Below are 21,464 nucleotides of genomic sequence, written 5' to 3' on the forward strand. Positions count from 1 at the left end.
TGTTCCGGCGCCGGCGGCCGCGTGAATGCATCCCGTCAGGTGCAGCGCCGGAAGAACGCGGGCGGACCTTTGGATGGATAGGGACATAGGGGCTGATCGGGGGGAAGGGAAGCGCCGCGGCTTGCCATTCTCCGCCCGACGCGGCCTTCTGGCGACTGTTTCAGACATCGAGGACCGAGATGATCGAAGACATCGACCCCGGCAAGGTGTGGCAGGCCCTGCTCGACGACCCCCGCGCGCAGCTCTGTGACGTTCGGACCGATGCCGAATGGGACCAGATCGGCATTCCCGACCTTCAGGCGGCAGGCCGCGCGCCCGTGCTGATTTCCTGGCAGCTCTTCCCCACCATGCAGCGCAATGAGCAGTTCCTGGACCAACTCGCGGAGGCGGGGCTGGAGAAGGAGATGCCGATCTACTTCCTGTGCCGGAGCGGCGTGCGCAGCCTGGCCGCGGCGGAGGCGGCCCGGGCGGCCGGCTATCGGGAGGTCTACAACGTCGCGGACGGCTTCGAGGGGCCCCCAGATGCCTCTGGCCAGCGCGGCACCGTGGCCGGGTGGCAGGCGGCCGGGCTGCCCTGGCGGCAGCGCTGAGCCGCAGCAAGGAGGAGAGGCAGATGGACAAGCCCGATCTGGTGGCGCTTTGGGAAGCGCATTGCCGTCACGAATTCGAAACGCGAGACGTGGATGCGACGATGGCGACGATGGTCGCCGAACCCTACGTGAACCACATCCCGACCATGACCGGCGGCGTCGGCCATGACCAGCTCAAGCGCTTCTACAAATATCACTTCATCAGCGGCAACCCGCCGGATTTCCGGCTGACATCGATCAGCCGTACGGTGGGCGATGATCGCATCGTCGATGAATTCATCATGCACTTCACCCATACGACCGAGATCGACTGGCTGCTGCCGGGCGTCGCGCCCACCGGGCGGGCGGTGGACATTCCGGCCGTCGCCATCATCCAGTTCCAGGGCGACAAGCTGGTGCACGAGCACATCTATTGGGACCAGGCGACGGTGCTGGTGCAGGTAGGGCTGCTCGATCCGCAGGGTCTGCCTGTTGCGGGCGCCGAGACGGCCCTCAAGGTTGCGGACAAAACCAGGCCGAGCAACGCGCTGATGGCGCGCTGGGCGACGAGCGAGGGCCTGCCGATCTGAGGGGCTGGGCGCCGCAGGCGATGCGGCGCCCGCCTTATTGATTATAGGCGATGCGGATGACGCAGAGCCAGTTGTAGCGGGTGTCGACGCTGGTCCCGTCGGGCAGCGCGAGCAGCCCCTGATCGGTGATCGGCACATGGGTCAGCGCCACCGCATCCTCTACATTCCCGCCGATGACGCTGATCTGGCCAGGCGCATGGGCGACGACGATGCCGCAATGCCCCGGGAAGCGACCGACCGGAAGCTGCGCATAGGTCAGCTTCTCCGCGCGTCCCCGGCCGGCACAGATGAGATCGCCCACCTGTGGCGCATAGGCGTTGGGGGCCTCGGCCTGAATGGCATACTGGTTCGTCTGGTTCAGGGCCTCGGCGACGGCGGCATTGATGTAGATGCTGTGGGATTCGGCGTAAGGGAAGGCTGCACCGGCGCCTGACATGCGCATGACGAAGGAGATGAAGGCGGCAGACCAGGCATAGTTGCTGTCGTCCGTGGGTGAAAACTCGGCTCCCGTCCCGTCTTGCTTGCCCGTCCAGCCAGCGCTGCCGTTGCTCTGATTCATGCCGATCCACCAATAAAGCCCGACGCGCTGCCAGAAGCCCGGCTGGCGTTCGGCCTTGGTGTTGGGATCGGCCGGTTGTTCCTGATGCGGGTCCGCGTCGTAGACGACCTGGCCCCAGGCGCGCCATTCTGCATAGGCGATGGCGACTGCCGAGGCCCGGTCGAAATTGCCGAAGCAATTGCGGATGAAGGGCGGCTCCTGCCCGTCGTCGCTCTGCGCGAGGCAGGCGGCTTGGGTCGGAGGGTTAACCCAGGCACCCCGCCGCCCGCCGGGTTTGCCGGCGCAGGCAGAGAGAGCGAGGCCCGCGAGCAGCAGGGCGAGAACCGCCTTGGTCATGAAGGGCGGCGCCTCAGCGTCGTTCGGGGAAGAGCGACAGGAGCCCCGCTTCGTTCGCTTCGGCACGGCCGCGCTCGGTGATGACGCCGGTGACGAGGCGCGCGGGCGTCACGTCGAAGGCCGGATTGGCTGCGCCACTGCCGGGCGGTGTGACCTGGATGGTAGCGAGCGTGCCATTGGCGGTTTGACCGGTCATCAGGGTGACCTCGGCGGCGGACCGCTCTTCGATGGGAATTTCCGCGACGCCATCGGTGATCGTCCAGTCGATGGTGGTGGAGGGAAGGGCCACCCAGAAGGGCACGCCGTTGTCCCGCGCCGCCAGTGCTTTGAGATAGGTGCCGATCTTGTTCGCGACGTCGCCGCCGCGCGTCACTCGGTCGGTCCCGACGATCACGAGATCGACATCCCCATGCTGCATCAGATGCCCGCCGGCATTGTCGGCGATGACCGTATGCGGCACGCCGTGGCTGCCGAGTTCCCAAGCGGTGAGCGAGGCGCCCTGGTTGCGCGGCCGCGTTTCGTCCACCCAGACGTGAATGTCGATGCCTTCGTTGTGCGCCATGTAGATGGGGGCGAGGGCGGTACCCCAGTCGACGGTCGCGATCCACCCCGCATTGCAATGGGTGAGCACGTTGACGCGCTTGCCGGGCTTCACGGCAGCGCGGATGAGTTCGACACCGTGGCGCCCGATGGCCTCGTTCTGTGCCACGTCCTCATCGGCGATCGCCGCGGCTTCCTGATAGGCGACGGCGACGCGCTCCTCGACGCGCGTATTGCGCAGGCGGCTCAGCATGCGGTCGATCGCCCATTTCAGATTGACCGCGGTCGGGCGCGTGGCGGCCAGCATGGCGGCGTCGCGCTCCATTGCCTCACTCGAGGCATCGGCGCGCAGCGCGAGACACAGCCCATAAGCGGCCGAGGCACCGATGAGCGGGGCGCCGCGCACGCGCATGGTGCTGATCGCCTCTGCCATCTCTGCCGCCGTGGTAATGCGCAGGATGGTGAGGGACCAGGGCAGTTTGGTCTGGTCGATGATGCGGACGGACCAGCCGTCTTCGTCGAGCCAGATGCTGCGGTAGGGAACGCCGTCGATCTTCATGATGTCTGACTTTATGTGTGACTTTGTGCCGAAGGGCCGGTGACGCGCTGATGCAGAGCCACGATCAGCGTGAATAGCCGGCGAGCGGTGTCGAGGTCGACCTCGACCTTGCTGCCGAGACGGGCCGCGATCAGCGCGGCCGCCTCGTTGTGCAGGCCTCGCCTGCCCATGTCGATGGCCTGGATGCGGGCTTCGCGACCCTCCTGGACCGCGGCTGCGTAACTGTCGAGCAGCAGCATGTAGTCCTTGATGATGCGACGGAAAGGCCCGAGCGCGAGGCCAATGACCGAGATCGGCTGCATCGCCATGTCGCGGATGTCGAAGATCAGCCGGCCGTCGCGCAGCGCGAGGGCGAGTACGAAGGGGCCTGGGCCTGCACCGCGCGGCGCGAAGAGGTTGCCGGATTCAAGATCTGCCACAGCCTGCGCGCAATCGGCTTCGACCATCGGCGGAAGATTGGCGGGGATGCCGTCGCTCAGAAGGACGCGGGCAAGACGTGGTGGCGTGGCGTCGCTCATGCCGGCTGCAGGCCTCGCGCGCATGGCCCATGCGCACGGTCCGCCGCGCCGTCTGCTGTCGAGCGGTGGGAAGGCAGTATGTCGGCCGGGGCAATTCGGAACATGGCTTTGTTACGACTGAAGGAGGAGAACGGTGCAGTGGCAGAGTCACGAAAGCCGGAGCAGCCAGGAGAGATCGCGGGTGACGCCCGATCACAGCCCGATTGTCTTAGAAGAATTCGCCATTGGAAGGAAGCAGGCTGCAGGCAGCATCCGCGTCGAATCGCCGTGGATGCGCGCAGGACGGCGGGATGCAGCGCGGAGGGGCGCACTCCCCCGGCGAATGGCTGCTTTGCGACAAGTTGTGACTCTCGCGCCGCAGTCGTCGCCTTCCGCTGGCGGCACGGCGCGGCTTGGCACGAAAGATCAAGCCAAAATAAAGAAGTTCGAAAACCTCTGGGATGGTGGTTGAGCCGTCCCGGCAGGAGGGCAGCAGTCTGAAGGACGATCGGGGTCGTAATAAAACGTAAAAGCGATCGCGGCATGATCGCCTTTTTCTTGACAGTTTGATTCGAGACTTGAGATAGCGAAAAAACCGTACCGCTTCACGAGTCGCGTGGGTTGCACGGTGCGGGGGATGATGGGCGGTGATGGTCCGACAATGCTGCGTCGGAAACTTCGCAGCCCGCGGCTGGTGGCGGTGAGAACGCGTGGCGGGAGGGCGGCCCGGCACGAACGTCACCGCAACGTCGAAGATCGGATTGGCTGCGACCGCACCGACATAGGATGCGCCACGCGCAGGGATCGAGAGTGACGGCTGGAGCGTGCTTCGGCCGAAGGCAAGACGAAGACGTCAACGAGACAAAGGAGAGAATGCTGTGAGCAAGGACAATCAGGGCGAAACGGCCGCCGCGCCGCGTAGCCGCGCCCTCGCCGTGCGGGCGACCACGCGTCGCGCGCCGGCGAAGCGCACGACGGCGACGGCCAAGGCTGCGGCAGCGAAGCCCGCTGCGCGCAAGGCCTCGGCCAAGCCGGCGGCGGCCAAGCCGCGCGCTGCGGCGAAGACCGTGAAGCCGGCGGCGAAGACGGCGAAGCCGGCCGCCCGCGCGACGAAGGTTGCGAAGACGGCGAAGCCCGCCACGCGCAGCACGGCGAAGGCGACGAAGCCGGCCGCGAAGACCACCGCGCGCAGCGCGGCGAAGGCGGCGCCCGCCGCCCGCAAGACCGCAACCACCGCGAAGAAGACGGCGGCACCTGCGCGCAAGACCGCGGCTGCGACGACCGGCCGCAAGACGGCAGCGGCGCCGAAGCGCGCCGCCGCGAAGACCACGACGGCGACGCGCAAGACGGCGACTACCCGCAAGGTTGCGGCGACGACCACGGCGCGTAAGCCCGCCGCGGCTGCTCGCAAGCCGGCTGCCGCGCGCAAGGTTGCGACGACGACGGCCGCGCGCAAGCCGGCCGCTGCTGGCCGCAAGCCGGCGGCTGCCACCACGCGTAAAACGGCCGCCACGGCGCGGACCGCAGGCACCACGCGCAAGGCCGCAGCCACGCGTACGCCGGCCGCCCGCACGCCGGCGACGACGCGCAAGGCCGCTGCCAAGACGGTAGCGCCGACCGCGCGCAAGCCCCGTGCCGCCAAGGCTGCGGCGCCGGCCGCTCCGGCTGCGAAGCCGAAGGCGGTGCGTCGTCCGCGCAAGGCGAAGGAAGCGGCTCCGCTCGTGACCGAGAGCACGATGACGGAGACCCCTGCCGAAACCTCCGCCTCCGACACCACGTCTTCCGAGACGGATGCCAGCTGATCCGGGTGACCGGCGGCTGAACGGCGAAACGACGACGGGCCGGGGAGGCATCTCCCCGGCCCGTTTTCGTTTGTCTTCGGGTGACCGCGCAATCGTCCCGAACGCCGTTCGGTAATTCGCGCGGAATCACGGACCACATCGTCGTGCCCGGCCTAGCCAGCTGCGCCCCAAGCCGGGGCCTTCCCGATCGGGCGCTGACGGCGTTCGGGCGCAACAGCGGGTGAGGATGAAAGAAGCGCGTCAGTCCAAAGCTGACGGAGGCTAGGCGAAGCGTTCGAGGAAGAGCGCGGCCTGATCCTCCCAGCGCGGCAGGGCACGCCCGGCTTGCCAAACGACCTCCGCCATCTGGCGGCGCAGGTCGGCATCGAAGATCATGCGGCGCAGCGCCTTGCCGAGTTGGACGTGATCTCCGGCCTCCACCAGCGCCGTGCCTGCATCGGGAATGACCTCCGGTGCGGCCGCACCGCGCGCGAGGGCAAGCGGCAGGCCATGGCGTACGGCTTCCGCTACCGCCATGCCATAGCCCTCGAACTGGCTCGCCGAGACGAAGATATCGGCGGACTGCCACAGCGCTTCCAGCTCGGCCGGCGTGCGGCCGCCGAGGAAGGTGACACGGCCGGCCAAGCCGGGCTCTTCGGCCTGCCGCCGCAGGCTCTCCGCGTAGGCAGGATCGATCGTCGCATCGCCACAGAGGGTGAGCCGCCAATCGAGATCAGGCAGGCTCTGGAGAGCGCGCAGCACGGTGTCGTGCCCCTTCCGAGGAATCAGGCTCGCGACCGACAGGAGATGGCAGGAGGGGCCGCCAGAGCCCGCGCTGCGCGGCGTCTCGGGGATGCCCGGGGTCATCACCGTGATGCGCTCTTCGGGCAGGCCTAGGGCGCGCAGCTGCGCCGCGACGGCGGTGCTCGGAACCAGGAGATGGGCGAGACGCGGCAGCAGCACCTGTTCGAGGGCGCGGAAGCGCTCCCGCTCACCGTCTGCGAGCTGCGGCTCTTCCGACATCGGATGATGGATCAGGCCGATCACCTCGGTGAGGCGCGCCGCTTCCTCGGCAAAGGCATAGAGGCAGAAGCCGTCGATGACGACGCGGCCTACGGGAAGGCTGGAGGCGAGCGCGGCCGCCGCCTGCCTTGCCGCGGCGTCAGGTGCGGGATGGTGCCCATCTACCGGCTGCAGCCTGGTCGGCATGCCGCGGGCTTCGAGCGCCGCCGCGAGCCGCGTGTCGAAGACGATGGCGCCGGTCGTGGACGGGAAATTGCCCGGCACGAAGAAGGTTACGGGCATGGGCGCGGTCACGCCTTGAGATGATCGGGGATGGTGAAGCCGAGGCGGTCCGGGATGTTCCAGACCTCGCGGATCGCGCGCGTGCGGCGGAAGCCCGCCTTCTCATAAGCGGGAAGGGCGCGCGGATGATCGGCGGTGCAGGTGTTCACGGTCATGCCGCGGATAGGGCCGGACCAGGCGTTGTCGATCGCATGGCGCAGGAAGGCGTGGCCCAGCCCGTGGCCGATCGCATGCTGCATCAGGCCGAAATAGTTGAGATTGACGAAGGGCCAATTCGAAGCGTCCAGCTCGTAGAATCCGGCAGGCTCGTCGTCGAGATAGAGGACGTGAATGGCGAGCTGCGGATTGCGCAGCACCGCGGCAAGTTCGGCATCGGGCATGATGCGGCGCAGCCACCAGAGATAGGGGTGGCCCACCTGGCGCTGCAATTCGCGATACTGGTCGTTGGTCGGATGCCGCCATTGCCGGACGGAAGCATGGGCGGGAAGCGCGGGGGCCGGGGTTGCCGGCCGCTCCGTCATCTTGAGGAAGGTGACGGTGACGCCGACGCGGGTGACGCTTTCCGCGTCACGCGCGGTCTGGCCGCGTCCCCGCCCCAGCATCCCGTTCAGCACCCTCAATCGTCCAGGAAGCTGCGGAGCTTGCGGCTGCGGCTGGGGTGCTTGAGCTTGCGCAAAGCCTTGGCTTCGATCTGCCGAATGCGCTCGCGCGTCACGTTGAACTGCTGGCCCACTTCTTCGAGCGTGTGGTCCGTGTTCATGCCGATGCCGAAGCGCATGCGCAGGACACGTTCCTCACGCGGGGTGAGGCTGGAGAGCACGCGCGTCGTCGCTTCGCGCAAGTTCGCCTGGATCGCCGCATCGAGCGGGATGACGGCGTTCTTGTCCTCGATGAAGTCGCCGAGATGGCTATCTTCCTCGTCACCGATCGGGGTTTCGAGCGAGATCGGCTCCTTGGCGATCTTCAGCACCTTGCGCACCTTCTCGAGCGGCATACCGAGCTTTTCGGCCAGCTCTTCCGGTGCGGGCTCGCGGCCGATCTCGTGCAGCATCTGGCGCGAGGTGCGGACCAGCTTGTTGATCGTCTCGATCATGTGCACGGGGATGCGGATGGTGCGCGCCTGATCGGCGATCGAGCGGGTGATGGCCTGCCGGATCCACCAGGTCGCGTAGGTGCTGAACTTGTAGCCACGGCGATACTCGAACTTGTCCACCGCCTTCATCAGGCCGATGTTGCCTTCCTGAATGAGGTCCAGGAACTGCAGGCCGCGGTTCGTGTACTTCTTGGCGATCGAGATAACGAGGCGGAGGTTCGCCTCGATCATTTCCTTCTTGGCGCGCGCGCTGTCCCGCTCGCCGCGGCTCACCGTCATGTAGACGCGGCGGAACTCTTCGATCGAGAGGCTCGCGTCATTGGCGATGCCGGCGATCTGCGTGCGGAGATCCGCGATCTGCTCGGGATACTTCGACACGAAGAGCTGCCAGCCCTTGCCCTTGAGGCCGCCGACGCGTTCGACCCAGTTCGGATCGAGCTCGTTGCCGCGATACTCCTTGAGGAACTCGTCACGCGGGACCTTGCAGGACTCGGCGAGGCGCAGCAGCTGCCCTTCCAGCGTGGTAAGGCGCTGGTTGAGTTGCTTAAACTGGGCAACCAGCTCTTCGATGCGGTTGTTGTGCAGACGCACCTGCCGCACCTTGGCGACCAGTTCCTCGCGCTGCTTGGTGTAGCTCTTCTCCGAGCGGAGGTTCATCTCCTCGCCGCTGGTGATGGATTCCAGCCGCTTGTTCTGAACCTTGTGCAGCTTCTTGTAGAGGTTCTCGATCTCGTCGAAGGTCGCGAGCGTCTCGGGCTTCAGCTTCTCTTCGAGCGCGGAAAGCGACAGGTTGCTGCCTTCGCCCTCTTCGTCGTCACCATCATCGGAGGCGTCGAAGCTCGGCGGCGCCGCGGGCTCGCTCTCATCCGTCTCGCCCTCGCTCTCGCCTTCGGCCGGCGGATTGCCCATGCCCTGCGTCGCTTCGAGGTCGATGACGTCGCGCAGCAGGATCTTCCCCTCCTTCAGCGCCTCGTGCCACTCGACGATCGCTCGGAAGGTGAGGGGGCTTTCGCACAAGCCCCCGATCATCATGTCGCGGCCGGCTTCGATGCGCTTGGCGATGGCGATTTCGCCTTCGCGGGACAGCAATTCCACGCTGCCCATCTCGCGCAGATACATGCGCACCGGGTCGTCGGTGCGGCCGGCATTCTCGGCATTGATGTTGCCGCTCGGCTCGCCGCTCTCTTCATCCTCGCTGTCGATCGGCTTGGCGGCGACGGCTTCGCCTTCCTCGCCTTCCTCGCTCTCGATGACTTGGATGCCCATTTCGCTGAGCATGGACATCACGTCCTCGATCTGCTCCGAGCTGTTCTGCTCGGGCGGGAGGACGGCGTTCAGCTCGTCGAAGGTGATGTAGCCGCGCTCTTTGCCCTTGGAGATGAGGCGCTTGACGGCGCCGGACTGGGTATCGAGCGTGGTTTCGGTGTCGGTGTCAGGCGCGGGTGCCTCGGCAGTCGCTGCAGGCTTGGTTGCCATCATTCACACCTCTTCGCCGTGGATCTGCGTCGTCATTCTGGTCTTCATCATCATGCCCCGGATTATGGGGGATTTATGCGTAGCATGGACCGGCCGTCAGCCTATATCCGCTTCGCCTGCTTCGAGGCGGCGCAACGCCTGGGTGAGGGCGACCAGCTGGTGCGCGGTCTCGGCGTCCTGGTTCTGCTGGTACTCGCGCTGCTTGGCAGCGACTTCTTCCCTCAACTGCGCTTGTCGCATGAACCCGTAAATCTGCCACCAATTCGAGGCCGCTTCTGCCGGTGACGCCTCCGGCATGGCGCATGGCGGAAGGTGCCGGGCCTCCAGCACGGCAGACACATCCCCATCATATCCGAGCCGGCGGAGATGGGCGTTCAGCGCCTCTCTGTCAAGCGGGGGATCAGTCTCCAACCATGCACCCAAGGCATCCCGCAGGCGCATCATCGGCTCTGGCAGGTCGAGCATGCCGAAGGGTTCTTCGAGATCCGGCAGAAGGCCAGGATGGGTTAGGAGAATGGCGAGTAAGACGCGGGCACGTTCGGCGGTCTGCTCTTCCGGGGAGACTTGAGGGCGCGGCCCGATCGGCACCGGGGGCGGCAGGTCGCGCCCGCGCCCGCGGCCGCCCGCGGTGAAGCTGCCTTTGACGGGGCGGGATTGGCGGCCGGAGCGAAATTGGTACCATTCCTCTTTCCACCGGTCCCGCAGCAGGCCCCAAAAGGTGGTCGAGATCGCCTTCTGCGGAATGGCGTTAGCCGCCTCGTCCAGCTTGTCCCGGAACTTCGCCCAGGATTCCGCGCTGGCCGGCGCCACCTCCTCCTTCGTCAGGGCATAGATCGCGTTTTCCAGCGCATCACGGCTCAGTTCTTCTGCGAAGCCTTGCGGCCCGCGCTTGGTGACCAGGCTGTCCGGGTCTTCGCCCTGCGGCAGGATGACGATACCGAGGCTGCGCTCGGGGGTGAGCAGCGGCAGGCAGAGGTCGATGGCGCGGCGGCCGGCGCGGCGGCCGGCGGCATCTCCGTCGAAACAGAAGACCGGCCGTTCCTCGTACTGCCACAGGCTCTCGACCTGTTCCTGCGTGATCGCCGTGCCGAGCGGGGCGACCGCGGCGAAGCCCGCCTGGGCCAGGGCGATCACGTCCATATAGCCTTCGACGACGAGCAGCCCCTGGGTTCGCTCCCCTATACGCTTCTGGCGGGCAAGGTCGGCCCGCGCCGTGTCGAGGCCGTAGAGGTTGCGGCGCTTCGAGAAGAGGCTGGTTTCCGGGCCGTTGAGATATTTCGGCTGGCCGTCACCGATGATGCGGCCGCCGAAGCTGATCATGCGGCCGCGTGCATCGCGGATGGGGAACATCACGCGGTTGAAGAAGAAATCGACGAAGCGGCCGTCCTCCGTCTGCTTCATCAACCCGGCTTCGACGAGTTCCGGATGCTTGACCCCGGCGCGGGCGAATTCAGCGGCGAGTGCGCCGCGGCCGCCGCCCGAATAGCCCAGGCCGAAGCGGCGGATGGTCTCGTCCGACAGGCCGCGGCCGCGCAGATAGTCGAGCGCCGCGCGGCCCTCCGGCGCGTGAAGCAGGGTCTGGTAGTGCCGGGCGGCGGCGTCGAGCAGATCATTGAGCGAGGCGCGGCGCTTCTCGGCGGCGGCGGCTTCGGGGGAAGGGCGCGGCACGTCCAGCCCGGCTTCGGCCGCGAGCTGCTCCACCGCCTCCATGAAGCCCGCATTCTGCGTCTGCATGACGAAGCCGATGGCATCGCCATGCGCGCCGCAGCCGAAGCAGTGATAGTGGTCGGCGTACACGTAGAAGGAAGGCGACTTCTCGTTGTGGAAGGGGCAGCAGCCCTTCCAGTCCCGGCTCGAACGGGTGAGCTTCACCCGCCGCCCGACGAGCGCCGGCAGCGGCGTGCGTGCCCTGAGCTCGTCGAGGAAGGAGGGAGGAAGCGCCATGCTGTCTCGTTAACCCGCGAGCTGGGCTTTCACAATCGCGCCGATGCGCGCCATGTCGAGCGCCGCGCCGTGCTTCTCCTTCAGCGCGGCCATCACCCGGCCCATGTCCTTCATGGCAGTGGCCCCGGTTTCGGCGACGGCGGCCCGGACGGCGGCCTGCATTTCCTCCTCGCCCAAGGCGCGGGGCAGGAAGCGCTCGATCACCGCGATTTCGCTCTGCTCCTTGGCGGCCAGTTCCGGGCGGTTGCCTTTCTCGTAGAGCTCGATCGCCTCGCGCCGCGGCTTGATCATGGAGCGCAGCATCGCCTGCACCTCCTCGTCGGTAATCTGCTCTACGCCCTTGGGGCGGGCGGCGATGTCCGCTTCCTTGAGCTTCGCCATGATGAGGCGAACGGCGGAGAGGGTTTCGGCGTCTTTCGCCCGCATGGCGTCCTTCATGGCGGCGGTGATGTCGTCTCGAATGCTCATGCTCTTCTCCATGGGTGGTTGGGAACTTTTTTCCCATCACCGCGCTTGCCCATTGAACTGGGAAATATCTTCCCGTATGTGGACGCCATGCCCTTAGCAGTCAATGATATCGTACAGCGTCTCGGCGGTCCCGAAGCGGCGGCGCGGCTGACCAATGTCAGCCTGGAAGCCCTGCGCAAGTGGAAGCAGTCGGGCGCCATCCCTGCGAAACACTGGCGCGCCATCATCGCCGCCACCGGCCTCACGCTTGGCGACATGCCCGGCAGCGACGGGCCGGTGGGCACGACCGACCCCGTATCGAAGGACGTTCCGACCATGCCGGATGCCGAAGTGCAGTCCCCGCTCGCACCGCCTGAAGGCGCGACCGCCGTGCTCGTGCTCGCCGATGGCAGCCTGTGGTGGGGGCGCGGCTTCGGCGCCCATACGCCCGAGGGCGGTGCCCGGGTGGGCGAGGTCTGCTTCAATACCGGCCTCACCGGGTATCAGGAGACGATGACCGACCCGTCTTTTGCGGGCCAGATCGTCACCTTCACCTTTCCGCATATCGGCAATGTCGGCGCCAATCCGCAGGATGACGAAGCGGTGACCCCGGCGGCCCGCGGCCTCGTCACCGCGCAGGACGTGACGGCGCCGAGCAACTGGCGGGCAACCCGCCATTTCGTTGCCTGGCTGCAGGCGATGGACCTGCCGGGCATCGGGGGGCTGGATACCCGCGCGCTCACCACCCGCATTCGCGACGGCGGCGCACCCACCGGCGTGCTGTGCTTCCCCGCGAGCGGCCGCTTCGACATCCCCGCTCTGCAGGCCCAGGCCGCCGCTTGGCCCGGGCTGGAAGGCATGGACCTCGCGAAAGAGGTTTCCTGCACGCAAAGCTATGAATGGGACGAGACCGTGTGGCAGTGGGGCGAGCCGCAGGGACACCAGACGGCGCCGCGGCATCACGTCGTCGCCGTCGACTACGGCGCCAAGCGCAACATCCTCCGCAGCCTCGCCTCCGCCGGCTGTCGCGTGACGGTGGTGCCGGCCACCGCGACGGCCGAGGAGATCCTGCGCCACGCGCCGGATGGGCTGTTTCTCTCCAACGGCCCGGGTGACCCGGCGGCGACCGCGCAATACGCCGTGCCCGCGATCCGCGGCGTGATGGAGACCGGGCTGCCGGTCTTCGGCATCTGCCTCGGCCACCAGCTGCTCTCAACCGCGCTGGGTGCGCGCACCTACAAGCTGGAGCGCGGCCATCGCGGCGCCAACCAGCCGGTGAAGGATCTGGCGACTGGCAAGGTCGAGATCACCAGCCAGAACCATGGCTTCGCGGTGGACGAGACGACGCTGCCCGAGGGTGTCGAGGTGTCCCACGTCAGCCTCTTCGACGGGAGTAACGAGGGCATCCGGGCGCCGGGCAAGAAGGCTTTTTCGGTGCAGTACCATCCCGAGGCGAGCCCGGGCCCGAGCGACAGCCACCATTTGTTCCATCGCTTCGTCGCGATGATGGACGCCGAAAAGGCGAAGGGTTGAGTCCATGCCGAAACGTACAGACATCCGCTCCATCCTGATCATCGGCGCCGGCCCCATCGTCATCGGGCAGGCCTGCGAATTCGACTATTCCGGCGCGCAGGCCTGCAAGGCGCTGCGGGAGGAGGGCTACCGGGTCATCCTCATCAACTCCAATCCGGCGACGATCATGACCGATCCGCAGCTCGCGGACGCGACCTATATCGAGCCGATTACGCCGGAGATCGTCGAGCGCATCATCATCCGCGAAAAGCCGGATGCGCTGCTGCCGACCATGGGCGGGCAGACCGCGCTGAACACGGCGCTGACGCTGGACCGCACGGGCGTGCTCGCCAAGCACGGCGTCGAGTTGATCGGGGCCAAGGGCGAGGTGATCGACCGTGCCGAGGACCGGTTGAAGTTCCGGGACGCGATGACCGAGATCGGCATCGAAAGCCCGAAGAGCGCCATTGCTCATACGCTGGAAGAGGCGCGGGAGGCCCTGGCCCTCGTCGGCCTGCCGGCGGTCATCCGGCCGAGCTTCACCCTGGGCGGCACGGGCGGCGGCATCGCCTATAACAAGACCGAGTTCGAGCGCATCGTGGCGGGCGGCCTGGAAGCGAGCCCGACGACCGAAGTGCTGATCGAAGAGAGCGTGCTCGGCTGGAAGGAATACGAGATGGAGGTCGTGCGCGACAGCGCCGACAACTGCATCATCGTCTGCTCCATCGAGAACGTCGACCCGATGGGCGTGCATACGGGCGACAGCGTGACGGTGGCGCCGGCGCTCACGCTGACCGACAAGGAATACCAGCGCATGCGCGATGCCTCCATCGCTTGCCTGCGCAAGATCGGCGTCGATACCGGCGGATCGAACGTGCAGTTCGGCCTCAACCCCGCTGACGGCCGCATGGTCGTCATCGAAATGAACCCGCGCGTGTCCCGCTCTTCGGCGCTGGCCTCGAAGGCGACCGGCTTCCCGATCGCCAAGATCGCGGCGAAGCTCGCCGTGGGCTACACGCTGGACGAGCTGAAGAACGACATCACCCGCACGACGCCGGCGAGCTTCGAGCCGACGATCGACTATGTCGTCATCAAGATCCCCCGCTTCACCTTCGAGAAGTTCCCGGGCACGCCGGCGCTGCTCTCGACCAGCATGAAGTCGGTGGGCGAGGCGATGGCCATCGGCCGCTCCTTCGCGGAGGCGCTGCAGAAGGGCTTGCGCAGCATGGAGACCGGTTTCTCCGGCCTCGACGTGATCGAGCCGCCCGGCGATGGCAGCCTGGAGGCCTTCCGCGCGGCGCTTTCCGAGCCGCGACCGGACCGTCTGCTGATGGCGGCGCAAGCCATTCGCGCCGGCCTCAGCCTCGAAGAAATCCACGAGTGCTGCAAATTCGATCCCTGGTTCCTCGGCGAATTGAAGCGCATCGTCGATGCCGAAGCCGGGGTGCAGGCGGCTGGTCTGCCGCAGACCGCGCTCGGCCTGCGGCGCCTCAAGGCGCTGGGCTTTTCCGACCGGCAGCTCGCGCTCCTCTCCGGCCGTTCCGTCGCCGAGGTTGCGGCTCAGCGCGAGACGCACGGCGTGCGCCCCGTCTACAAGCGGATCGACACCTGTGCGGCGGAGTTCGCCTCTGCCACACCTTATATGTATTCGACCTATGAGACGGGTTTCGGCACGCCGGTCTGCGAAAGTGACCCGACCGACCGCCGCAAGGTCATCATCCTCGGCGGCGGCCCGAACCGCATCGGCCAGGGCATCGAATTCGACTATTGCTGCGTTCACGCGGCCTATGCGCTGAAGGAAGCCGGCTTCGAGACCATCATGGTCAACTGCAATCCGGAAACCGTCAGCACGGATTACGACACCTCCGACCGCCTTTATTTCGAGCCGCTGACGGCGGAAGACGTGATCGCCCTCATCCGCCGCGAGCAGGAGAGCGGCACGGTGATGGGCTGCATCGTGCAATATGGCGGCCAGACGCCGCTGAAGCTCTCGCAGTCGCTCGCCGCTGCCGGCATCCCGGTGCTCGGCACCAGCGCGGACGCCATCGACCTCGCCGAGGATCGGGAGCGCTTCCAGGCGCTGCTGCACAAATTGGCCCTGCGTCAGCCGGAGAACGGCATTGCCCGCTCCACCGAGGAGGCCGAAGCAATCACCGACCGCATCGGCTATCCGGTGGTGATCCGGCCGAGCTACGTGCTCGGCGGCCGCGCCATGGAGATCGTGCACGACAAGGCGCAGCTCGCCCGCTACATGCGCGAAGCGGTTCGCGTCTCGGGCGAGAACCCTGTGCTCATCGACCGCTATCTGAATGACGCGATCGAGGTGGATGTCGACTGCATCGCCGATGGCGCGGACGTCTATGTCGCGGGGGTGATGGAGCATATCGAAGAGGCGGGCATCCATTCGGGGGACAGCGCCTGTTCGCTGCCGCCCTATTCGCTGTCGCCTGCCATCATCGAGGAGTTGAAGGCGGAGACGGTCGCCATGGCGCGGGCGCTGGGCGTCGTCGGCCTGATGAACGTGCAGTACGCCATCAAGGACGAGACGATCTACGTGCTGGAGGTGAACCCCCGCGCTTCCCGCACCGTGCCTTTCGTTGCCAAGGCAACGGGCGTGCCGGTCGCCAAGATCGGCGCACAGGTGATGGCGGGTGCCAAGCTTGCGACCTTCGACCTCGCCGATCACGCGGCCGCGCCGCATGTCGCGGTGAAGGAATCCGTCTTCCCCTTCGCCCGTTTCCCAGAAGTGGACACGATCCTCGGGCCGGAGATGAAGTCGACCGGCGAGGTGATGGGGCTCGACACCAACTTCGCCCGCGCCTTCGCGAAGGCGCAGCTCGGCGCCGGGGTGCGCCTGCCGATGACCGGCACGGTCTTCCTCTCGGTGAAGGATTCCGACAAGGGCGCCATGGTGCCGCTTGCGCGCCGTCTCTCCGAGATGGGCTTCCGCATCATGGCGACGCGGGGCACGGCCGCGCAGATCCGTGAGGCCGGGCTCGAGGTGAAGACGGTCGCCAAGGTGCTGGAGGGCCGGCCGCATTGCGTGGACGCCATCCAGTCCGGTGAGATCCAGATGGTGATCAATACCGCCTCTACCCCGCAATCGGTGAAGGACAGCTTCGCCATCCGGCGCAGCGCGCTGACCGAAAGCGTGCCGCACTTCACGACGATCGCGGGCGCCCGGGCCGCCGTTCACGCGGTAGCGGCTATGAAATTAGGGCCGCTTGAAGTTGCGCCGCTACAGTCCTACTTTCGTTCCCCGTTCTGAGGCCGGCCCCAGCTGTTGCCGGTAATTTTCCGGGAACGGCGGGGCAGGCTGGGGCCGGATCACCCACGTGATCCGGCTCGTTTGCTTTTAAACTGGTCCGCACGGACTGATGACTGCGAGGACGTTGCGTGCAGAAATTTCCGATGACCGGGGCAGGTCTTGTCCGACTTGAGGCGGAGTTGCGCCAGCTGCGCAGCGAAGAGCGGCCGGCGGTTATCCGCGCCATTGCCGAGGCGCGCAGCCACGGCGACCTGAGCGAGAACGCCGAATATCATGCCGCGCGCGAGCGTCAGTCCTTCATCGAAGGCCGCATCCAGGAACTCGAGGAGATCATCTCTGCCGCCGAGGTGATCGACCCGGCGACCCTGTCCGGCGATGCCGTGAAGTTCGGGGCGCATGTCCATTTGGTGGACGAGGAGACCGAGAAGGAAGCCAAGTACCAGATCGTCGGCGTGCACGAGGCGGACATCAAGCTCGGGCTGCTCTCCGTCTCCTCTCCCCTCGCCAAGTCCCTGATCGGCAAGAAGAAGGGCGACACCGTCTCGGTGCCGGCGCCGGGTGGCGACCGATCCTACGAGATTATCGCGGTGCGCTTCGGCTGATCGGAGGGTGCCATGACCCTCTCTTTCGCTGATGTCGAGGCCGCGGCGGCCCGCATCGCGGGCCGTGTGGCGCGCACCCCCGCAGTCCGCAGTGACAGTCTGAGCCGGGCGACCGGGGCGGAGATCGTCCTCAAGCTCGACAATCTCCAGGCCACGGGGGCGTTCAAGGAACGGGGCGCGGCCAACCGCTTGTCCCTGCTGACGCCGGACGAGGCGGCGCGCGGCGTCATCGCCATGTCGGCCGGCAACCATGCCCAAGCGGTGGCGCGCCACGCCCATCTTCTCGGCGTGTCGGCGACGATCGTCATGCCGAAATTCACGCCCTCCACCAAGGTGACTCGCACCGCCTCCTGGGGCGCGCGCGTGGTCCTGCATGGCGAGACCCTTGCTGAAGCCGCGGCCCACGCCCATGCGCTGGCCGAGGCGGAGGGACTGGTCTTCGTGCACCCCTATGACGATCCGGGCATCGTCGCGGGGCAGGGCACGCTCGCTCTCGAACTGCTGCAGGATTTCCCCGATCTCGACGTGCTCGTGGTGCCCGTGGGCGGTGGCGGTCTGCTGTCGGGCTGCGCCATCGCGGCGCGGGCTCTGCGGCCTGGCATCGAGATCCTAGGGGTCGAGGTCGAGACCTACAGCGCGATGGCCCAGCGACTGGCGGGTGAGCCGGTATCCGTCGGCGGACAGACGATCGCGGAAGGGATCGCGGTGCGCGACGTCGGTGAACTGCCCTACCGCATTCTGAAAGACCTCGAGATCGAGGTGCTGGTGGTCCCCGAAGCGGCCATCGAACAGGCCATCGGTCTGCTCGCGGAAGGTGCCAAGCTGGTGGCGGAAGGCGCGGGGGCCGCGGCGCTGGCCGCCGTGCTGCATCGCCCGGACCGTTTCGTGGGCCGGCGCGTGGGCTTGCCCGTCTGTGGTGGCAATATCGATGCCCGCATCCTCTCCAACACCCTGCAGCGCAACCTGCTGCGCGACGGCCGCATGCTGCGCCTCGTCCTCGAAATGCCGGATCGTCCCGGTATGCTCGGCGACATCGCGACCCGCATCGGCAACGAGGGGGGCAATATCCTCGAGGTCGCCCACCACCGGCTGTTCAGTTCGCCCACCGTGCAGGCGGCGCAGCTGGAGGTGATGATCGAAGCGCGCGATGCGGCCCACGGCAGCTTCATCGAATCGAAGCTGCGCGAAGCCTATATCGTTCGGAGATTGTGACGAAAGGGCGCCGCGAGGCGCCCTTTCTGGTCAGAGCAGGCGCAGGCGCCCGTCCTCGAAGCGGTAGACCTCTTCGTATTTGAAGGCGAGCGGGCGCCCGGGCTTCGCGATGTGGGGCTCGAAGGTGAACATCGGCACGCTGTCGAGGCGGACCGTACACTGTGCGTCCATATAGGCGCGGCCGTGCAGGTCATCCCCGATGTTGTGGCCGAAATTGCCAAGAAAATCCAAGTTCTCGAAGCCGAGTTCGGTGAGCTTCGCCGCCATCAGCGCGTGAAGCTCCTGAAACCGCATCTCCGGCCGTGCCACCGCCAGCAGATGGGCGTGCAAGGCCGCTTCCGCGGCCATCCCCTCCGCCTGTTCAGGCCCGGCTTCCTCGGCCGAGACCAAACGCCCGTCCTTGAGAAAGAAGGAGCGGGCGCAGTCCCCCCAGATCCCGTCGATTTCCGGGGCCACGTCCACCGTCACCATGTCGTCGGTCCCGATCGGGATCTCGGCGGGCTTGAAGACGTCCCCCTCTTCCGAAACGCGGAGACGCGGGCCGGCCAAAACGACACAGGGAATGTCGTACCACCAGTAGCCGGTGGCCCCGCGCCCATCCATGATGCGCCGCGCAATCTCCGTCAAACTTGCTTCGGTTTCCCCCGGCCGGATATGGCCGGCGAGGTCTTCGAGGCTGGCCCGGGCCAGGGCTTGGGCTGCCTCGTAACGGGCGAGATCGCCCGCTACGGGGGACGAGGCGGGGGCGCTCACGGCAGGTAGTCGTTCGTATAATAGGTGGAGGCGGGCTTCACCGCCGGAATCTGCCCGATGTCCTTCAGGGCTTCCGCCAGCACCGTCCATTGCTGATCGGTCTGCTTGAAGTAGCCATCCGGCCCCTTCATGAGGCCTGCGGTATAGGTCCAGCCGATCAGGTTGTAATTGGCGCTGCCGGCCGGCGGGTACGCCTTGGTGAAGAGCTCCGCCGCTTCCTTGGGATGGGCGATGGACCAGTCGATCGCATCCGACGTCGCCGCAAGCCAGGCCTTGGCCGTCGCCCCATTGGCCTTGAGCCAGTCGGGGGACGCGGTGAAGGCCCAGACGGGAATGTTCGGCACGCCGATCTGATCGCCGCAAGCCATGGTCGGCGTCTCGTGCGCGCCATCGCCGATTTCGGCGAGGCCGTAGGCGGCCGCATTAGTTGCAATATCGATCTTTTTCGTCAGCAGCATCGGGATGTCGTCATCCGTCGCGATGATCTGCTTGACGTCGCTCTCCTGCAGCCCGGCCTTCTTGAGTACGAAGCCCATCATCGCCTTGGTCCAGGAATCGGTGAAAACGCCGATGGACTTGCCCTTGAGCTGGCTCATGTCGATCGGCTCGTTCGGCCGGCCGATGAGGCACCAGCTGTTGCTCTGGGTGAAGTTGGCGATGGCGACCACAGGCACGCCCTGGTTGGCGGCGAAGACGAGATCTGTCGTGGCTTCGAAGCCGATGTCGGCGCGCTTGGTCGCCAGCATGCGGGCCGTGGTCTGGGCGTCCGGTGGGAAGAGCACGTCCACCTTTAGCCCGTGCTTCTCGTAGAAACCCCTCTCCTGGCCCACCACGATCGGCACCATGTCGAAATCGGCGACCGGCCAGTCATAGACGAAGCGGACGGTTGTGAGGTCGGCGGCGCGAACCGGCGCCACCGCGAGAAAGGCAGGCAAGGCGGCCCCCATGGCCAGAGTAGCGAGGCGCTTGAGGCAGGCAAGCGAGGACATCATGAGATCCTTTCCAGGCCGTCCGGTGAAGCGAATATGACCGTTATGATTACGCTATGATTCGGTGTCGATCCAGTCAGGTAATTTGAAACGTTTCAACGTCTTGTCGCAAGAAAAATCAGTCTGGTTCTAAAAAAGCTATGGGCGTGACCTTCTTGGCCGGTCTATCTAGTGGATACAGTCAAAGTTTAGAGACGCTGCCTTGAACCGATACAAACGCGCAGCGTGCCGCACAGTTGATCAGCATGGGGGATAGGATGAAACGCAAGCTGTCGCCGCTGGTTGCGTTGCCGGAGCCCGCCGGCACGGATGAGCCCGCGCGGCGGCCAACGATCCGAGACGTCGCCCGCGCCGCCGGCGTCGCGGTCAGCACGGTCAGTTACGTGATCAATCGCAGCGGCCAGGTTTCGGCCGAGACTCGGCTGCGGGTGAACAGCGCGATCCACGCACTGCGCTACGAACCGAACCTGCTGGCCCGCAACCTGAAGGCGGGGCGCGCGGGCTCCATCGGCCTGATCGCGCCGGATCTGCGCAACCCGTATTTCGCCGCGGTCTCCTCCGGCGTGCAGGAAATCGCCCAGGCGCGGGACATGCTGCTCGTGCTCTGCACCACCCAGTCCACGCAGCAATGGGAGAATTACTACAGCCAGGTGCTGCGAGCCCGCCGGCTGGATGGGCTAATCTTCCTCAGCGGCAGCGGCATGCTGACCCCCTCTCTGATGGAGCTCATCCAGAACGACAGCGTGGTGCTGGTGGACGAGCGGCTGCCCGGTCTGGAGGTGCCCTCGGTCGTCTCCACCAACCGCCGGGGCGCGCGGACGGTCGCTGACCATGTCTTGAAGAATGGTCATCGCCGCGTCGCCATCGTCGCTGGACCGCCGAGCCTTTGGACCTCGGGGCAGCGCATGTCCGGCTATCGCGAGGCCCTGGCTGCCGCCGCGATCGACCCCGACTCGGTGCCGGTCATGGCGGGAGATTACCAGCAGAAATCCGGCTACGAGGCGGCGCGCATCCTGCTCGGCGTGCCCGAGGCTGAACGGCCGACCGCGCTCATTTGCGCCAACGATCTCATGGCCATCGGCGTCATGGTCTATTGCCGCGAGCAGGGGCTGGAGGTGCCGAAGGACGTGAGCGTTTGCGGCTTCGACGATATTCCGCTTGCGAGCCTCGTCCAGCCCGGTCTCACCTCGGTGGACCAGGGGGCGGAGCAGCTGGGCCGCTCGGCCTGCCGTCTGCTGCTGCGGCTCATCGCGCCGCACAGCCCGGACGATCAGGAGCCGATCGACACCGATCATCCGACGAAGCTCGTGGTGCGCGGTTCCGTAGGTCCCGCGCCGGCCCGGTAGGACCGGTAGGCGCGGTAGGGCGATGCGGGGATTTGCGCGCCGCCCGCGCAAAAATTGCGCCCTGACGCCGGGGCGTGGCATGGGCG

Annotated in this window: 18 protein-coding genes; 7 read left to right on the forward strand and 11 right to left on the reverse strand. The window is 66.7% G+C overall.

The features are described 5' to 3' along the window. The first annotated feature begins 179 nt into the window (after positions 1-179). Both ACYQ6W_RS04625 and ACYQ6W_RS04630 read left to right on the forward strand, forming a co-directional pair. Positions 180-590, forward strand: a complete 411-nt coding sequence (locus tag ACYQ6W_RS04625; RefSeq protein WP_459673847.1) for a rhodanese-like domain-containing protein — start codon at positions 180-182, stop codon at positions 588-590. A gap of 23 nt (positions 591-613) precedes the next feature. After that, on the forward strand, positions 614-1,159 hold the full coding sequence (locus ACYQ6W_RS04630) for an ester cyclase (RefSeq protein WP_459673848.1): 546 nt from the start codon (positions 614-616) through the stop codon (positions 1,157-1,159). A 34-nt stretch (positions 1,160-1,193) separates the two neighbouring features. Here the strand turns inward: ACYQ6W_RS04630 and ACYQ6W_RS04635 are convergent, their stop codons facing one another. The 9 genes from ACYQ6W_RS04635 to ACYQ6W_RS04675 form a co-directional block, all read right to left on the reverse strand. Beyond that, positions 1,194-2,054: a DUF2272 domain-containing protein gene (locus ACYQ6W_RS04635; RefSeq protein ID WP_459673850.1), complete on the reverse strand. Its 861-nt coding sequence runs from the start codon at positions 2,052-2,054 to the stop codon at positions 1,194-1,196. Between the two features lie 13 nt (positions 2,055-2,067). Then, complete coding sequence (mtnA, locus tag ACYQ6W_RS04640; protein WP_459673851.1) at positions 2,068-3,153, reverse strand: S-methyl-5-thioribose-1-phosphate isomerase; 1,086 nt, start codon at positions 3,151-3,153, stop codon at positions 2,068-2,070. 11 nt (positions 3,154-3,164) lie between these two features. Further along, positions 3,165-3,671, reverse strand: a complete 507-nt coding sequence (locus ACYQ6W_RS04645) for a UPF0262 family protein (RefSeq protein ID WP_459673852.1) — start codon at positions 3,669-3,671, stop codon at positions 3,165-3,167. Positions 3,672-4,542: 871 nt separating this feature from the next. After that, complete coding sequence (locus ACYQ6W_RS04650) at positions 4,543-5,424, reverse strand: hypothetical protein (protein ID WP_459673853.1); 882 nt, start codon at positions 5,422-5,424, stop codon at positions 4,543-4,545. Between the two features lie 289 nt (positions 5,425-5,713). Further along, positions 5,714-6,736 carry a glycosyltransferase family 4 protein gene (locus tag ACYQ6W_RS04655; protein WP_459673854.1) on the reverse strand — a complete coding sequence of 341 codons (1,023 nt, stop codon included), beginning with the start codon at positions 6,734-6,736 and terminating at the stop codon, positions 5,714-5,716. An 8-nt stretch (positions 6,737-6,744) separates the two neighbouring features. Next, entirely contained in the window at positions 6,745-7,338 is a 594-nt protein-coding gene (locus tag ACYQ6W_RS04660) for an N-acetyltransferase family protein (protein ID WP_459673855.1), read from the reverse strand. A gap of 14 nt (positions 7,339-7,352) precedes the next feature. After that, complete coding sequence (gene rpoD / locus ACYQ6W_RS04665; protein ID WP_459674054.1) at positions 7,353-9,305, reverse strand: RNA polymerase sigma factor RpoD; 1,953 nt, start codon at positions 9,303-9,305, stop codon at positions 7,353-7,355. A 96-nt stretch (positions 9,306-9,401) separates the two neighbouring features. After that, entirely contained in the window at positions 9,402-11,249 is a 1,848-nt protein-coding gene (dnaG, locus tag ACYQ6W_RS04670; protein ID WP_459673856.1) for a DNA primase, read from the reverse strand. 9 nt (positions 11,250-11,258) lie between these two features. After that, entirely contained in the window at positions 11,259-11,717 is a 459-nt protein-coding gene (locus ACYQ6W_RS04675; protein WP_459673858.1) for a GatB/YqeY domain-containing protein, read from the reverse strand. Between the two features lie 87 nt (positions 11,718-11,804). Between ACYQ6W_RS04675 and carA the strand changes: the two genes are divergently transcribed. From carA to ACYQ6W_RS04695, 4 genes are all read left to right on the forward strand, one after another. Next, on the forward strand, positions 11,805-13,229 hold the full coding sequence (gene carA / locus ACYQ6W_RS04680) for a glutamine-hydrolyzing carbamoyl-phosphate synthase small subunit (protein ID WP_459673860.1): 1,425 nt from the start codon (positions 11,805-11,807) through the stop codon (positions 13,227-13,229). Positions 13,230-13,233: 4 nt separating this feature from the next. Then, positions 13,234-16,476 (forward strand): carbamoyl-phosphate synthase large subunit, encoded by a 3,243-nt coding sequence (gene carB, locus ACYQ6W_RS04685; protein WP_459673862.1) that lies wholly within the window; start codon positions 13,234-13,236, stop codon positions 16,474-16,476. A gap of 128 nt (positions 16,477-16,604) precedes the next feature. Beyond that, complete coding sequence (greA, locus tag ACYQ6W_RS04690) at positions 16,605-17,078, forward strand: transcription elongation factor GreA (RefSeq protein ID WP_459673863.1); 474 nt, start codon at positions 16,605-16,607, stop codon at positions 17,076-17,078. Positions 17,079-17,090: 12 nt separating this feature from the next. After that, positions 17,091-18,290 (forward strand): threonine ammonia-lyase, encoded by a 1,200-nt coding sequence (locus ACYQ6W_RS04695; protein WP_459673864.1) that lies wholly within the window; start codon positions 17,091-17,093, stop codon positions 18,288-18,290. A gap of 30 nt (positions 18,291-18,320) precedes the next feature. Here ACYQ6W_RS04695 and ACYQ6W_RS04700 read toward each other — a convergent pair whose 3' ends face one another. Beyond that, positions 18,321-19,043 (reverse strand): M24 family metallopeptidase, encoded by a 723-nt coding sequence (locus ACYQ6W_RS04700; RefSeq protein ID WP_459673865.1) that lies wholly within the window; start codon positions 19,041-19,043, stop codon positions 18,321-18,323. Continuing rightward, positions 19,040-20,032 carry an ABC transporter substrate-binding protein gene (locus ACYQ6W_RS04705; protein ID WP_459673866.1) on the reverse strand — a complete coding sequence of 331 codons (993 nt, stop codon included), beginning with the start codon at positions 20,030-20,032 and terminating at the stop codon, positions 19,040-19,042. The genes ACYQ6W_RS04700 and ACYQ6W_RS04705 overlap by 4 nt, the downstream gene beginning before the upstream one ends. Before the next feature lie 257 nt (positions 20,033-20,289). Between ACYQ6W_RS04705 and ACYQ6W_RS04710 the strand changes: the two genes are divergently transcribed. Next, positions 20,290-21,378, forward strand: coding sequence for a LacI family DNA-binding transcriptional regulator (locus tag ACYQ6W_RS04710; protein ID WP_459673867.1), 1,089 nt, complete (start codon positions 20,290-20,292; stop codon positions 21,376-21,378). Positions 21,379-21,464: the final 86 nt, after the last annotated feature.

The organism is Acidisoma sp. 7E03 (assembly GCF_054665075.1).